Raw genomic sequence first — 14,834 nt, 5'->3', positions numbered from 1 at the left:
AAATCGGCTACTATTGTCGAGGCTCGTGAGCGGTTCTCCGTGATGAGCACACCGGGGTGTGGCGCAGCTTGGTAGCGCGCCTCGTTCGGGACGAGGAGGTCGTGGGTTCGAATCCCGCTACCCCGACCGGTGAGAAGCCCGGCCAGGATCGATGATCCGGCCGGGCTTCGTCGTTCCCGGGGCGTTCCGGAGTCCTGCTGCAGCGGGGCTCGCCCGCCGTCCTGAGCTGGACCCCGGGCGAGGGCTCAGCCGTGGCGGAGCCGGATCGTCGGCGGAACTGCCGCGATGACCGGGCTGCGCTCCCCGGCTCGAGCACCCACGGCGGCGCGCGGAGTGCGTGCGCACGGGCGCGCCTCAGCCCGCTCCTCCGCGCCTCCCGGCCCGATCCCAGCAGCCGGGAGCGAGACTGTTCTTCCGCCGTCGTCGCCGCCCCCGCCCGACGACCGACGAGAGGAGCACCGTGACCCGGTCGCTCACCCGCCTCACCCTCGCGATCGGCGTGCCGTACGTGGTCGCCCTCGCAGCGATCGCCTTCTGGCCGACGCCCGTCGATGCGGGGATGCGCGGCGATCTCGGCCGGGTGACCTCCTGGTTCGCCCGGCACGGCCTCCCGATGGTCGACTACGCGTTCATCGAGTCGACCGCCAACATCGCCCTGTTCGTCCCCCTGGGGCTGCTCCTGGCGCTCAACCTGCGGCTCCGGAGGGCGTGGGTCGCTGTGGCCGTCGGCGCCGTCGTGAGCTCGCTGATCGAGGCGGGCCAGCTCCTCTTCCTCTCGGCGCGCTTCGCGACCGTCGACGACGTGGTGATGAACACCTCCGGTGCTCTCCTCGGCGCGGTCGCCGGCGTGCTGCTCCGGATGATCGTCCGCGCACGACGACGCCGGAGGGCGGCGGAGTGGGACGACGCCTTCGCGCACATCCCCCTCCGCGGCACCGCCGGCGTCGTGGCGGATCAGCCGAGCCGCGTCCGCTGAGACGACGGCTCCTCCGCGTCAGCGGCCGAGGCCGCGGTACTCCCAGCCGGCCGCACGCCAGGCGGCGGGGTCGAGGCAGTTGCGACCGTCGACGAGGAAGGTGTTGGCCACCTTCGCCGCCGTGGCCGCGGGGTCGAGGGCGCGGAACTGCTTCCACTCGGTCACGACGACCACGGCGTCGGCACCGGCCAGCGCCTCGTCGACATCGGTCGTGTAGGTGATCTCGGGGTAGCGGCGGCGCGAGTTCTCGATCGCCTCGGGGTCGGTCGCGACCACGATCGCGCCGAGGTCGTGCAGCCGCGCGGCGACGTCGAGCGACGGCGAGTCGCGGATGTCGTCCGACTCCGGCTTGAACGCCAGACCGAGCACCGCGATGCGGCGGCCCTCGACGGAGCCGCCCAGGCCCTCGGTGACGAGGTCGACGACGCGCTGGCGGCGACGCAGGTTGATCGCGTCGACCTCCTTGAGGAAGGCGACGGACTCGCCGACGCCGAGCTCGTCGGCGCGGGCCGAGAAGGCGCGGATGTCCTTCGGGAGGCAGCCGCCGCCGAAGCCGATGCCCGCGTTCAGGAAGCGGCGGCCGATCCGCACGTCGTAGCCGATCGCGTCGGCGAGCTGCGTGACGTCCGCGCCGGTGACCTCCGCGATCTCGGCGATCGCGTTGATGAACGAGATCTTGGTCGCGAGGAAGGCGTTGGCCGAGACCTTCACCAGCTCGGCGGTGGCGTAGTCGGTGACCACGAGCGGGGTCTCGGCGGCGAGCGCGGTCGCGTAGACCTCGTCGAGGGTCGCCTTCGCCGCGGCTCCGGCCTCGCCCGCGGGCACGCCGTAGACGAGGCGGTCGGGGCTGATCGTGTCCTTCACGGCGAAGCCCTCGCGGAGGAACTCGGGGTTCCAGGCGAGGGTCGCACCGGAGGAGGCGATGCGGTCGGCCAGGCGGGCGGCGGTGCCGACGGGCACGGTCGACTTGCCGACGACGAGGGAGTCCGCCTCGAGGTAGGGCAGGAGACCGTCGATCGCCGAGTCGACGTAGGTCATGTCCGCGGCGTTCTCGCCCGGCTTCTGCGGAGTGCCGACGGCGACGAAGTGCACGGCCGCACCGGCGGCGTCGGCCATGTCGGTCGAGAAGCGCAGGCGGCCGGAGGCGACGCCGGAGGACAGCAGCTCCGGGAGGCCGGGCTCGAAGAACGGCGCGGTGCCGGCGGCCAGGGCGTCGATCTTCTTCTGGTCGACGTCGATGCCGATGACGTCGTGGCCGAGCTCGGCCATGGCGGCAGCGTGGACGGCACCGAGGTAGCCGCAGCCGATGACAGAAAGCTTCACAGGGGTTCTCCGAATCGTGGCGGGTTCGTGTCGCGGTCGCGACGGTGAGGAGGAGCGATGCGATGCGGCGAGGCGTCAGCGCGACCGGGGACGCGCGACTACCGCCGCGCCAATGCTCTCAGATCACGGGAGACGTCGGCGACAGCGGCCGCGATCTGCGCCGCCACGCGCTCGTGCACGGCCTCGCTGCGGCCGATCGGGTCCTCGATGTCGTCGCCGCCCTCGACCCGCGGGGCGCGCCCGCGGTGCGCGGCGGCGAGGCGCACGACGGCGCGGAGCCGCACGGCGGGGTCCTCGACCGTCGGCAGCGGCACCTCCCGCAGCACGAAGGGCAGCACGCGGGCGAACTCGAGCAGCGTGAAGCCGCGGAGGAGGAGCGACGGGAAGCGCCGGGAGGCGTCGACCAGGTGGTCGCGGGTCATCGTGAGCAGGAGATCGGCGTCGCCGACGGTCGCGTCGCCGAGCACCGCGCTCGTGTGCGCGGCCGGATCTCCCCCGTGCTCGGCCGAGAAGCGGGCCGAGACCGGGTCCATCGGCAGTCCGTCGCGCGTCCTCACTCCGGCGCTCGTGAACGCGAAGAGCGGACCTCCCTCGGGCGAGGTCGCGTCGGCGAGTGCGGCGCGCAGCAGCTTCTCGGCCATCGGCGACCGGCAGATGTTGCCGGTGCAGACCGAGAGCACGGTGAAGACGGGGGCGGCGGAGGCGGCGACCGGCTCGTCCGGTCGCCAGCTCCGGCGGGCGGGGCGGGCGGAGTCGTCTCCCGGGAAGATCATCGCGGGGCGCTCAGGCCGAGGTCGACGCGGGCTCGGCCTCGACAGCCGTGTCCGGGCGGGCGCCCGATCGCTCGGAGCCGTAGTAGCTCGTGTAGTAGTAGCCGTAGCCCCGGCCGACCTGGCCGCGCGCGGGCACGCGGTTGAGGATCACGCCGAGGGTGTGGCCGCTGACCCGCTCGAGGTTCTGGATGGCCTTGCCGAGCTCGTCGGTCGTCGTCTTGCCCGCGGAGATGACCACGAGCGCGCCGTCGGTGCGGGCGGTGAGGATGGCGCCGTCCGTGACGGGCAGGAGCGGCGGCGCATCGACGATCACGATGGCCTCGCGGGCGATCTCGTGCAGGAGGATGTCCATGCCGTTGGAGCCGAGCAGCTCGGACGGGTTCGGCGGGATCGACCCGGCACCGAGGATCCAGAGATTGCCGGACGGGCCCCACGGCTGCAGGACGTCCTGCAGCTCGGCCTTGCCGATCAGCAGGTCGGTCAGGCCGACGCCGGGCACGAGGCCGAACGACTTGGCGACGGTGGGCTTGCGGAGGTCGCCGTCGACGACGACGGTGCGCTGGCCGGAGGCGGCGAGCGTCACCGCGAGGTTCGCGGTCACCGTCGACTTGCCGTCCGAGGGCAGCGGGCTCGTCACGACGATGATGCGCGGCGGGCTGTCGATGTTCATGAACTGCAGGTTGGTGCGGAGCTCGCGCAGCGACTCGGCCAGGGCGTGCTTGCCGTCGGCCTTGATGTAGTCGGTCGTGTCGGCCTCGGGGACGATGCGGTTGGTCTCGCTGAGGCGCTTGTCGACGGGGAGGGTGCCGACCACGGGGAGGTCGAACAGGCGCTCGACCATCTCGGCGGTGCGGATGCGCCGGTCCAGCGTGTTGCGGACGAACGCGTAGACGAGGCCGAGGACGAGGCCCGCGAGCGCGCCGACCGCGAGGACGAGGCGCAGGTTCGGGAAGGCCGGCGAGGACGGGAGCGCCGCGGTCTGCAGGACGGTGAGGGAGACCGTGTCGCCGACGCCCGTCTCCTGGTTGACCTGCTGCACTTTGGTGGCGATGGCCGCGACCCAGGCGTCGGCGAGCTTCTGCGCGCCCTCGGGGGTGGAGGCGGTGGCGCTGACCTTCATCACCGGGGCGACCGTGTCGGCCTGCACGGTGATCGCCGAGATCAGCGTGGCGGGCGAGACGTCGAGGCCGAGGCTGTCGATCGCGATCTGAGCGACGTCGCGCGAGGTGGCGATCGGGACGTAGGTGGCGAGGCTCGACTTGGCGACGGACTGCGCGATCTGCTGCGTGTAGATCGCCTGGCCGTCGTCGGCACCGGTGGTGGCGACGGAGACGAGTCCCTGCGAGTCGGCTACGTAGCGAGGCTTCTGCGTCAGCGACCAGCCGAAGGCGACGAGAGTGCCGAGGAGGATCGCCGCGACGATCGGGATCCAGTGGTCGCGCAGCAGCCGGAGGACGTCTCGAAGTTCCACAGAGTCAGATTCCTTCGCTGGTACGGATCACGCGGCGGGTGCCGGAGACGGGTTCTTCCGAATTCTGACACAGCGCTTCCGCGCCCTCGGCGCCAGGCGCGTCAACCGTGCCACCCGTCGGGGGTGGGCTGCGGCGGAGTCCCTCTCGTGATCACACCGAGGCCCTCGAGCTCGACCAGGGCGGACTCGACGACCGCCTCCGCATCGACGCCGGCGGGCGGCGGGCCCGCCTCCTCGAGCACCGCGGCGACGAGACCGGGCAGATCGGAGCCCTGGCCGGCGTGCCGCCAGATCGTCGGGCCGATGCCGGACAGGCGCACGAGGGTGTCGCCGCAGAAGACGAGCAGCTCGCCGTCCGGGAGCTCCACGGCGTCGTCCGCAGGGGTGCGCAGGACGATGCCGGGCAGGGCCTCGCGCACCGCGTCGAGCGGCACGGAGACCACCTCGGACCAGGCGGACGGCGCTTCGGTGCCGAGGGACACGAAGGCCTCCTCGACCAGGTGCACCACGCTCGCGGCCTCCGAGTAGACCAGTCGCCGGACGCCGCCCACCGCCGAGAGGGTGCGGACGAGATCGGCGATCGGCCGTGGGCGGGCCGAGAGGTAGGAGGTCTGCGGCACCAGGTCCTCGATCGCGTCGACCGGGTCGACGTGCTCGAGGAAGGGCGTCCCGACGCCGTCGCGGCGCTCGAGCAGGACGACGCCCGCGAGCCGCAGGGGCGCCTCCGGGACCGGTCGGAGGGCGAGTGACCCGGGCGCGAGCTGCGCCTTCGGCGCCGACCCGGTGAGCGGCTTCACCGACAGGGGCTTGGGATAGGGCAGGACGCGCCCCTCCGGGGTGACGCCGACCGTCTCGTCGGTGACGTAGCCGAAGCGGGACCCGAGCGTCCGGGCGATGGTGGTCTTGCCGGTCCCGGACGCAGCGACGAAGGCCAGCACGCGGCCGGACTCGTCGGAGATCCCGCAGGCGTGGAGCATCAGCAGGTCGGCGCGACGGGCGCCGATCGCCTCGAGGGTCAGCGTCGAGGTGAGGGACTCCTCGAGCTGCGCGAGCGTGGCGCTCGAGACCCGGGGCGAGCCGTCGACCGGGACGGAGGGATCGTGCCCCACCTCGGCGAGGACGTCGCGCGCTGCCGCGTCGGGCTCGGACGCGCAGGCGGCCCAGCTGTCGGCGATCCGCGCCGCGTCCTCGTCGCCGACACCGCGTCCGAAGACCACGCGGAACGGGGTCTCGAGGACCGAGACGGACAGGGTGCGGGGCTCGGCGCCCCTCCCCGCGGCGATCAGTACGCCCCGTCGCGGGCGAGGACGGCGCGCGCGGTCTTGAAGAGGATCACGATGTCGCCGGTCATCGACCAGTTCTCGACGTAGTACAGGTCGAGGCGGACGGTGTCCTCCCACGAGAGGTTCGAGCGTCCGCTGACCTGCCAGAGGCCGGTGATGCCGGGCTTCATCAGGAAGCGGCGGTGCACGTGCTCCTCGTACTGCTCGACCTCGCGCGCCAGGGGCGGGCGGGGGCCGATCAGTGACATGTCGCCGCGGAACACGTTCAGGAACTGGGGCAGCTCGTCGAGGCTGAAGCGACGGAGGATCGCGCCCACGCGGGTGACCCGCGGGTCCTTCGCCATCTTGAAGAGGATCGAGTTCCCCTCCGCACGCTGCTGCGACGCGAGAGCCGCCAGTCGCGCCTCGGCGTCGACGACCATCGAGCGGAACTTCAGCATCTCGAAGGTCGCGCCGTTCAGGCCGATGCGCTCCTGCCGGAAGAGCACGGGTCCGGGGCTGGTGGCCTTGACCAGCACGGCGACGACGATGAGCACCGGCGCGCTGAGGATGATCAGCATGGTCGACGCGAGGATGTCGAAGAGGCGCTTGGCGAACCGCTGGCGGCCGTCGAAGCGCGGGGTCTCGACGTGGATCAGCGGAAGGCCCGCGACGGGGCGGGTGTGGATGCGCGGACCGCCGATGTCGGTGAGGCTCGGCGCCACGACGAGGTGCTCGCGCCCGGGCTCGAGGGTCCAGCTCAGCTCGCGGATCCGCTGCGGTGCCAGCTCGTCGGAGCTCGTGACGACCACCGTGTCGGCGCCGGTGGCGTCCATCACGGCGCGGACGCCGTCGATCCCCGTGAACCCGTGGACCGCGAGGCCCGAGAGCTCCTGCTCGCTCTGCAGCGCCTCCGCCCCGCCGACCGAGGTCGAGACGGCGCCGACGAGTTTGTAGCCGGCTTCGGTGCCGCGGCGCAGCTCGCGCGCGGTGTGCAGGACGCTCGCGCGGGAGCCGAGGAGCACGACCTGGCTCGAGAAGCGGCCCGCCCGGCGCTGCCGGGTGAGCCAGGAGCGCCAGACCAGGCGGCCGACGCAGATCAGCACGATCCCGGCGGGGAACGCCGTGATGATGTAGCCCCGCGCGAGCAGGATCTGGAGCAGGTAGGCGATGATCGCGACGATGCCGAAGAGCCAGATGGAGGCGTCGACGACGCGGCGGTACTCGACGTAGCCGGTGCCGACGATCCGGCGGTCGCGCGTGTCGAAGACCTGGAGGGCGAGGAGCCAGCCGACCGACAGGGCGACGGACACCCAGGTGTAGCTGACCGCGATGTCGGCGGGGTTCTTGAACCCCAGGTCCGAGTTCAGGTTCAGGTCGAACCAGAAGAGCTGCGTGCCGAAGACGGAGAGGACGATCGCGACGACGTCCGTGATGAGCAGCCGTCGCCGGTAGTCCTGCTCCCACGACGGCCGACGCCTCAGCGGTGCCCCTTGCGCCGTCATCGTTTCCCCCGACCTTTCCTGCTGCTTCGAAAGGCGTAATTCCGTTTCCGGTGTTGTCACGTCGTCAGGCTACCCACTTCCTCGTTTCGGAGGGGTGTCGCGCCGGTGAGGAACGCTCGACCGGTCAGCCGCGGAGCCGGCCGCGGCTCTCCTGGAGGTAGCACGCCCCGCACAGGGATTCGTAGGTGACCGCCGTTCCGTCGATCGCGACCTGATCGCCGTCGAAGACGAAGCGGCCGTCCACGACGCGCCCGTTGAAGATCGCTTTGCGCCCGCACCGGCAGATCGTCTTCAGCTCCTCGAGGCTGTGGGCGATCTCCAGCAGCCGCCTGCTGCCCGGGAACGCGGCGGTGCGGAAGTCCGTCCGGATGCCGTAGGCCAGGACCGGCACGTTCTCGAGGATGGCGATCCGGAGCAGATCGTCGACGTGCGACTCCGGCAGGAACTGCGCCTCGTCGACGAGCAGAGCGCTCACGTCGCGCTTCGACTCGGCCAGGACACGGGCCCGGGCGGCGGTGAAGACGGCCACCGGGTCGCCGTCGGGCTCGAACAGGATGTCCACCGGACGGGTCACGCCGAGCCGCGACACGATCAGCTCCTCGCCCTTCGTGTCGACGGCCGGCTTGGCCAGCAGCACCCGGTGCCCGCGCTCCTCGTAGTTGTGCGCGGCCTGCAGGAGCGACGTGCTCTTCCCGCTGTTCATCGCTCCGTAGCGGAAGTACAGCTTGGCCATCAGGTCTCCTCGGGGCGGGTCCGGGGGCGGGTCCGGAGGCGGGGCCTCCGGGGTGAGCAGGGGTCGGTCACAGGAGGAACCCGTCCTCGCCGGCGCGGCGGATCAGATCGGCCCGGCGGCTCGCAGGCCGGCCGACGGCGACGTACTTGCGGCGGACGCGCTGCAGGTAGGTCTTCGCGGTCTCGAACTGCACGTTCATCTTGGCGGCGACCTCCGGAGTGCTCGATCCGGACGCGTAGAGGCGCAGCGCCTCCAACTCGCCGGCGCTGAGCCGCGGGCGCTGCTGCGCCGCGACTCCGGACGGCAGGGGCCGCCACTGCGCGGACGAGACGTCGGCCGAGCGCATCTCGAGAGCGGCGCGGGTCTGCTCCATCACCTCGGCGAGCGAGCGCGACTTCGCCAGATGCCGCACGGCCCCGGCCTTCAGAGCGCGCTCGCGGACCTCGTCGTCCTCGCTCGCGGAGAGCGCCACGACCGCGGCTCCCGCCGCCCGGCAGGTCCGGATCCGCGCCTCGATCGAGATCGGCTCGCGCAGCTCGACGTCCATCACGACCACCTGGGTGGGGAACACGTCGCTCGTCACCAGGTCGTGCCAGGTGGAGGCGGCCACGACGACCTCGAAGTCCGGGGCGTGGGTGCGGATCCACGCGCTCGTCGCCGCGAGCAGGTCCTCGCGCGGGTCGAGCAGGCCGAGCCGGACCGGACGGGGCACCGCGTCGCGGGCGCTCCGGGCGGAGGAGCCCGAGGGCTCACCGGAGCGGGTGACCATGCGGACGATCCTAGCCGCGGCCGGGCCCGGCACCGGCTCAGAACAGCGTCGGCTGCCCGACGCCCGGGAGGATCGCGGCGCGCTCCGGGCCGAGCTCTCCGACCAGCAGCCCGTCGTGCTGGAGGGAGCGCCGCTCGCCGCCGAGGGCCCGCAGAGTCCCGAGCGAGCCGAGGGCCGAGGACTTGACGGAGCCGGTGGCCGGGTCCTCCTCGCCGCGCTCGAGCCCGTGCGCGCGCATCAGCGGGCGGATGCGCGCCGAGAGCCAGCGCCGGTACTCGAGAGGCGCGTAGGCGTCGCGGCCCGGGTAGAGCGCGCGGTACCTGTCGACCAGCTCGGGGTGCTCCTGCCCGAGCCACTGCAGGAACCACTCCTTCACCCCGGGCTTGAGGTAGAGGGTCGAGTACATGATCGTGCTGGCGCCGGCCTCGCGGCACGCCCGCAGCGACTCGTCGAGGTGCGCCCGGGTGTCGGTGAGGAACGGCAGGATCGGCATCAGGAACACCGAGCAGTCGAACCCGGCCTCCCGTGCCGCGGTGACCGTCGCCAGACGGGCCGCCGCGGTCGGCGCTCCCGGCTCGACGGAGCGCTGGAGACCCTCGTCGTAGACGGCGATCGAGACGCCGAGGTCGACCGGGACGTGCTCGGCGGCCTCGCGGAGCAGCGGCAGGTCGCGCCGCAGCAGCGAGCCCTTCGTGAGGATCGAGATCGGGGTGCCGGAGGCGGCGAGCGCGGCGATGATGCCCGGCATCAGCCGGTAGCGGCCCTCGGCGCGCTGGTACGGATCGGTGTTGGTGCCGAGGGCCACGGGGTGCCGCTCCCAGCTCGGCTTGGCGAGCTCGCGGGTGAGGACCTCGGCGACGTTCACCTTGACGACGATCTGGGAGTCGAAGTCGCGACCGCCGTCGAACTCGAGGTACTCGTGCGTGGGCCGGGCGAAGCAGTAGGTGCAGGCGTGGGTGCAGCCGCGCATCGGGTTGATGCTCCAGCCGAACGGCATCGTCGAGGAGGTGTGCACGCGGTTGAGCGCCGACTTCGCGAGCACCTCGTAGAAGGTGATGCCCTCGAACTCCGGAGTGCGCACCGTCCGCACCAGATCGGTGAGCGTGACGAGCCCGGGCAGCGCGGCCTCGTCGGCCGTGCCGATCGACTGTCCGCTCCACCTCATGGAGCCATTAGAACATATGTTCGAACGGCTCGCACCCGATCAGACGGAGGCGGACAGCTCCAGCGTCTCGGCGGTCGCGGTGACCGTCTGCTCGGCCTTCTCGGGCGCGTCGTTGAGCGTCGAGCCGTAGCTCGGCACCAGCGCGCGGATCCGGGGCTCCCAGGCCTTCATCCGGTCGGGGAAGCACTTCTGCACGATGTCGAGCATGATCGGCACGGCGGTCGACGCTCCGGGCGAGGCGCCGAGCAGGCCGGCGATCGTGCCGTCCCCTCCGGTGATGACCTCGGTGCCGAACTGCAGCACGCCGCCCTTCTTCTCGTCCTTCTTCATCACCTGGACGCGCTGGCCGGCCGTGATCAGGTACCAGTCCTCGTCGCGGGCGGTGGGGAGGAACTCGCGCAGGGCCTTCATCTTCTTGCCGCGGCCGGCGAGCACCTCGCCGATCAGGTACTTCATCAGGTCGAGGTTGTCGCGGGCGACCGCGAGCATCGGGCCGATGTTGTGCGGTCGGATCGACAGGGGCAGGTCGAGCCAGGAGCCCCGCTTCAGGAACTTGGGCGTGAAGCCCGCGTAGGGGCCGAAGAGGAGGGACGACTCGCCGTCGACGACGCGCGCATCGAGGTGCGGCACCGACATCGGAGGCGCTCCGACCGCGGCCTTGCCGTAGACCTTGGCCTTGTGCCGGGCGACCAGCTCGGGGTTGTCCGTGCGGAGGAACTGCCCCGAGATGGGGAAGCCGCCGAAGCCCTTGATCTCGGGGATCCCGGACTTCTGCAGCAGGTGCAGCGCGCCGCCGCCCGCGCCGACGAAGACGAAGCGCGCGGTCACGCTCTGCGGCGTGCCTCCGACGACCTGCTTGAGGTCGAGCCGCCAGGTGCCGTCCTTCTGACGGGTGATGTCGGTGACCTCGCGGCCGGTGTCGAGCGTGCCGCCGCGGGCGACGACGTGGTCGAACAGCTGGTGGGTCAGCGAGCCGAAGTCGACGTCGGTGCCGGCCGGCATGCGCGTCGCCGCGTAGGGGCCGCCGCCGGCGGGACGCTGCTCCATCAGCAGGGGCGCCCACTCGTGGATGGTCTTGACGCTCTCGGTGAACTCGATGCCGGCGAACAGCGGCTGGTCCTTGAGCGCCTCGTAGCGCTTGCGGAGGTACTCGACGTTGGCCTCGCCGTGCACGAAGGTCATGTGCGGCGCCGGGTTGATGAAGCTGGACGGCTCGCGGATGTCGCCCGACTCCACCAGGCTCGACCAGAACTGGCGCGAGATCTGGAACTGCTCGTTGATCTGGATCGCCTTGGCCGGATCGACGGAGCCGTCGGCCGCCTCGGGCATGTAGTTCAGCTCGCAGAGGGCCGCGTGACCGGTGCCCGCGTTGTTCCACGGGTTCGACGACTCCTGCGCCACGTCGCCGAGGCGCTCGTAGGCGGCGATGGTCCAGTCGGGCTGCAGCTGGGTGATGAGGGCGCCGAGAGTGGCGCTCATGATGCCCCCACCGATGAGGGCGACGTCGACCGGTTCCGAGGAGTTCACGAGAGACGAGTTTACGCTCGCGCGAGCACGCCGAGGCGGGGAGGGGCCTCGCTCCCCCATCAAATTCGCGGCTTTTCCACCCGGAAGGGGCCGGAGCGCTCGGCGCCGGCCCCTTCCGGGAGGATCAGGAGACGGGCTGCTTCGCCGCGATGAGCTCGGCGATCTGCACGGCGTTCAGAGCCGCACCCTTGCGGAGGTTGTCGTTGCTGATGAAGAGCGCGAGGCCGCGTCCTTCCGGAGCGCCCTCGTCGGCGCGGATGCGGCCGACGTAGCTCGGGTCCTTGCCCGCGGCCTCCAGCGGAGTCGGCACCTCGCGCAGCACGACGCCGGGCGCGTCGGCCAGCAGCTCGCGCGCGCGCTCGGGGCTGAGGGCGGAGGCGAACTCGGCGTTCACGGAGAGCGAGTGGCCGGTGAAGACGGGGACGCGCACGCAGGTGCCCGAGACCAGCAGCTCCGGGAGCTCGAGGATGCGACGGCTCTCGTTGCGGAGCTTCTTCTCCTCGTCGGTCTCGTTCGAGCCGTCCTCGACCAGGCTGCCCGCGAAGGGGATGACGTCGAAGGCGATCGGGGCGACGTACTTGTCCGGCGCGGGGAAGTCGACCGCCGAGCCGTCGTGCACCAGGTCGAGCAGGTGCTCGTCGGCGACCGCGGCGCGGACCTGGCCGGCCAGCTCGTTCGCTCCGGCCAGCCCGCTGCCGGACACGGCCTGGTAGGTGCTGACGATCAGGCGGGTGAGTCCCGCCTCGCGGTCGAGGACCTTCAGGATCGGCATCGCCGCCATCGTGGTGCAGTTGGGGTTGGCGATGATGCCCTTGACCGCCTGGTCGATGGCGTGGGGGTTCACCTCGCTGACGACGAGCGGGACCTCGGGGTCCATCCGCCAGGCGCTGGAGTTGTCGATCACGGTGACGCCGGCCGCGGCGAAACGGGGCGCCTGCGCGCGGGAGCCCGTGGCTCCCGCGGAGAACAGGGCGATGTCGAGCCCCGACGGATCGGCGGTCTCGACGTCCTCGACCACGACGTCCTCGCCGCGGAACGGCAGCGTCGTGCCCGCCGAGCGGGCGGTGGCGAAGAAGCGGATGGACGCGACGGGGAAGTCGCGCTCCTCGAGGAGGCGGCGCATCACCTTCCCGACCTGGCCGGTCGCGCCGACGACGCCCACGTGGAGGGGGGTGCTGCTCATGCTGTGCTCTTTCGTCCGTGCGGCGCGCGGGCCGCTCGTGGCGGGGGGATCGAGGGAGAGGGTACCGGTCGGTCCGGCCGCTCGGGAGGAACGGCCGGACCGCGAGGGTGTCCGGCCGTCAGCGGCCGGTACCGGCGTAGACGACCGCCTCGTCCTCGGCGTCGAGCCCGAAGGCGGTGTGCACGACGCGCAGGGCCTCGTTCACGGTGTCGGCGCGGGTGACGACCGAGATGCGGATCTCGCTGGTGGAGATCATCTCGATGTTGATCCCGGCCTCGTAGAGGGAGCGGAACAGCTTCGCGGAGACGCCGGCGTTGGTGCGCATCCCGGCGCCCACGAGCGCGAGCTTGGCGATCTGGTCGTCGTACTGCAGGGACTCGAAGCCGACCTCGTCCTTCTCGGCGTTGAGAGCCATGAGGACGGTCTGGCCGTCGGCCTTGGGCAGGGTGAACGAGATGTCGGTGCGGGCGGTGGCCGCAGCCGACACGTTCTGCACGATCATGTCGATGTTGGAGCCGGTCTTGGCCACGATCGTGAAGATCTGCGCGGCCTTGCCCGGGATGTCGGGGACTCCGACGACGGTGATCTTCGCCTCGTTCAGGTCGGCGGCGACTCCGGCGATGATGGGCTCTTCCACGGCTTGTCCGTTCTGCTCGGCGCCGGCGGTCTCGGCGTTGTAGACGATGGTGCCCTCGTTGGGGCTGAAGGAGGAGCGCACGTGGAGCGTGACTCCGTGGCGGCGGGCGAACTCGACGGCGCGGATGTGCAGCACCTTCGCGCCCGCGGCGGCCAGCTCGAGCATCTCCTCGCTGGTGATGCGGTCGAGCTTGCGGGCCTTCTTGACGACCCGCGGATCGGCGGTGAAGACGCCGTCGACGTCGGTGTAGATCTCGCAGGTGTCGGCGCCGAGTCCCGCGGCGAGCGCGACGGCGGTGGTGTCCGAGCCGCCGCGGCCGAGAGTGGTGATGTCCTTCGTGTCGCGGTTGAAGCCCTGGAAGCCCGCGACGATGACGACGGCGTTCTCGTCGAGCGCCTCGCGGAGGCGGACCGGGGTGATGTCCACGATGCGGGCGGCGCCGTGCTGCGCGTCCGTGATCATGCCGGCCTGGCTGCCGGTGAAGGAGCGGGCCTCGAAGCCCATGCTCTTGATCGCCATCGCCAGCAGCGCCATCGAGATGCGCTCGCCCGAGGAGAGCAGCATGTCGAGCTCGCGGGGGGCGGGGATGGGCGTGACCTGGTGGGCGAGCTCGAGCAGGTCGTCGGTGGTGTCGCCCATGGCCGAGACGGCGACGACCACGTCGTTGCCCGCCTGCTTGGTGGCGACGATCCGCTTCGCGACCCGCTTGATGCTCTCCGCGTCGGCGACGGAGGACCCGCCGAACTTCTGGACGATCAGGCTCACGTGCTGCTCCCGTGTCGGTGGCTGGACCGCCGTCGCGACCCGACGGGCGAGTCTACCGGTCGACCGCATGCCGGAGCGGTCATGCGACTCCGGCGGCCGCGTCAGTTCTCGACGAGCCGGCGGCCCTCGAAGGCGCGGCCGAGGGTGATCTCATCGGCGTACTCGAGGTCTCCGCCGACGGGCAGCCCGGACGCCAGGCGGGTGATGCGGATGCCGAGGGTGCTGAGCATGCGCGAGAGGTAGGTCGCCGTCGCCTCGCCCTCGAGGTTCGGGTCGGTCGCGATGATGACCTCCTGCACCTCGCCGTCCGCGAGCCGCTGCAGCAGCTGGCGGATGCGGAGCTGATCCGGGCCGATGCCGTCGATCGGGCTGATCGCGCCGCCGAGCACGTGGTAGAGCCCGCGGAACTCGCGGGTGCGCTCGATCGCCGGGACGTCCTTCGCCTCCTCCACGACGCAGATGACCGCGCGGCTTCGGCGCGGGTCGCGGCAGATCCCGCAGGTCGCCTCCTCCGCGACGTTCCCGCAGATGTCGCAGAAGTGCACGCGGCCGCGCAGCTCGAGGAGGATCTCGGCGAGCCGGGTGACGTCGAACGTCTCGGTCTGCAGGATGTGGAACGCGATGCGCTGGGCGGACTTCGGGCCGATGCCGGGGAGCCGGCCGAGCTCGTCGATCAGCTCCTGGACGATGCCTTCGTACATGCGGTCGCCTCCTCTCGGATGGGGCGGACGGGGGTGGCGGGGCG

General features: G+C 71.6%; 13 protein-coding genes and 1 tRNA gene. 2 read left to right on the top strand and 12 right to left on the bottom strand.

The features are described 5' to 3' along the window. Positions 1 to 52 precede the first annotated feature (52 nt). Both C5D08_RS06415 and C5D08_RS06410 read left to right on the top strand, forming a co-directional pair. Positions 53 to 126 (top strand) — tRNA-Pro (locus C5D08_RS06415). A 334-nt stretch (positions 127 to 460) separates the two neighbouring features. Further along, entirely contained in the window at positions 461 to 976 is a 516-nt protein-coding gene (locus tag C5D08_RS06410; protein WP_258067337.1) for a VanZ family protein, read from the top strand. Positions 977 to 994: 18 nt separating this feature from the next. Here C5D08_RS06410 and C5D08_RS06405 read toward each other — a convergent pair whose 3' ends face one another. The 12 genes from C5D08_RS06405 to recR all read right to left on the bottom strand — a co-directional run bounded on the left by C5D08_RS06405 (position 995) and on the right by recR (position 14,790). Further along, positions 995 to 2,299 carry a UDP-glucose/GDP-mannose dehydrogenase family protein gene (locus tag C5D08_RS06405; protein ID WP_104276326.1) on the bottom strand — a complete coding sequence of 435 codons (1,305 nt, stop codon included), beginning with the start codon at positions 2,297 to 2,299 and terminating at the stop codon, positions 995 to 997. 98 nt (positions 2,300 to 2,397) lie between these two features. After that, positions 2,398 to 3,072, bottom strand: coding sequence for a hypothetical protein (locus tag C5D08_RS06400; RefSeq protein ID WP_104276325.1), 675 nt, complete (start codon positions 3,070 to 3,072; stop codon positions 2,398 to 2,400). Between the two features lie 10 nt (positions 3,073 to 3,082). Then, entirely contained in the window at positions 3,083 to 4,543 is a 1,461-nt protein-coding gene (locus C5D08_RS06395) for a polysaccharide biosynthesis tyrosine autokinase (protein WP_104276324.1), read from the bottom strand. A 101-nt stretch (positions 4,544 to 4,644) separates the two neighbouring features. Beyond that, positions 4,645 to 5,760 (bottom strand): hypothetical protein, encoded by a 1,116-nt coding sequence (locus C5D08_RS06390; RefSeq protein WP_104276323.1) that lies wholly within the window; start codon positions 5,758 to 5,760, stop codon positions 4,645 to 4,647. 65 nt (positions 5,761 to 5,825) lie between these two features. After that, positions 5,826 to 7,310: a sugar transferase gene (locus C5D08_RS06385; RefSeq protein ID WP_104276322.1), complete on the bottom strand. Its 1,485-nt coding sequence runs from the start codon at positions 7,308 to 7,310 to the stop codon at positions 5,826 to 5,828. A gap of 124 nt (positions 7,311 to 7,434) precedes the next feature. Continuing rightward, complete coding sequence (locus C5D08_RS06380) at positions 7,435 to 8,043, bottom strand: thymidine kinase (protein WP_104227256.1); 609 nt, start codon at positions 8,041 to 8,043, stop codon at positions 7,435 to 7,437. Positions 8,044 to 8,110: 67 nt separating this feature from the next. Beyond that, a complete protein-coding gene (locus C5D08_RS06375; RefSeq protein WP_146086110.1) occupies positions 8,111 to 8,812 on the bottom strand; it encodes a LuxR C-terminal-related transcriptional regulator in 702 nt (233 codons plus the stop codon). A 37-nt stretch (positions 8,813 to 8,849) separates the two neighbouring features. Then, a complete protein-coding gene (locus C5D08_RS06370) occupies positions 8,850 to 9,977 on the bottom strand; it encodes an Rv2578c family radical SAM protein (protein ID WP_104276321.1) in 1,128 nt (375 codons plus the stop codon). Positions 9,978 to 10,016: 39 nt separating this feature from the next. Then, positions 10,017 to 11,564: a malate:quinone oxidoreductase gene (locus C5D08_RS06365; RefSeq protein WP_104276320.1), complete on the bottom strand. Its 1,548-nt coding sequence runs from the start codon at positions 11,562 to 11,564 to the stop codon at positions 10,017 to 10,019. A gap of 64 nt (positions 11,565 to 11,628) precedes the next feature. Continuing rightward, a complete protein-coding gene (locus C5D08_RS06360) occupies positions 11,629 to 12,687 on the bottom strand; it encodes an aspartate-semialdehyde dehydrogenase (protein WP_104276319.1) in 1,059 nt (352 codons plus the stop codon). Between the two features lie 118 nt (positions 12,688 to 12,805). Continuing rightward, positions 12,806 to 14,089: an aspartate kinase gene (locus C5D08_RS06355; protein ID WP_104222160.1), complete on the bottom strand. Its 1,284-nt coding sequence runs from the start codon at positions 14,087 to 14,089 to the stop codon at positions 12,806 to 12,808. Between the two features lie 101 nt (positions 14,090 to 14,190). Further along, entirely contained in the window at positions 14,191 to 14,790 is a 600-nt protein-coding gene (gene recR / locus C5D08_RS06350) for a recombination mediator RecR (protein ID WP_104222157.1), read from the bottom strand. Positions 14,791 to 14,834: the final 44 nt, after the last annotated feature.

Source organism: Rathayibacter sp. AY1B6 (assembly GCF_002932755.1).
Classification (GTDB): Bacteria; Actinomycetota; Actinomycetes; order Actinomycetales; family Microbacteriaceae; genus Rathayibacter.
The sequence above is the reverse complement of the archived record's forward strand: the minus strand, read 5'-3'. Positions and strand labels throughout refer to the sequence as shown.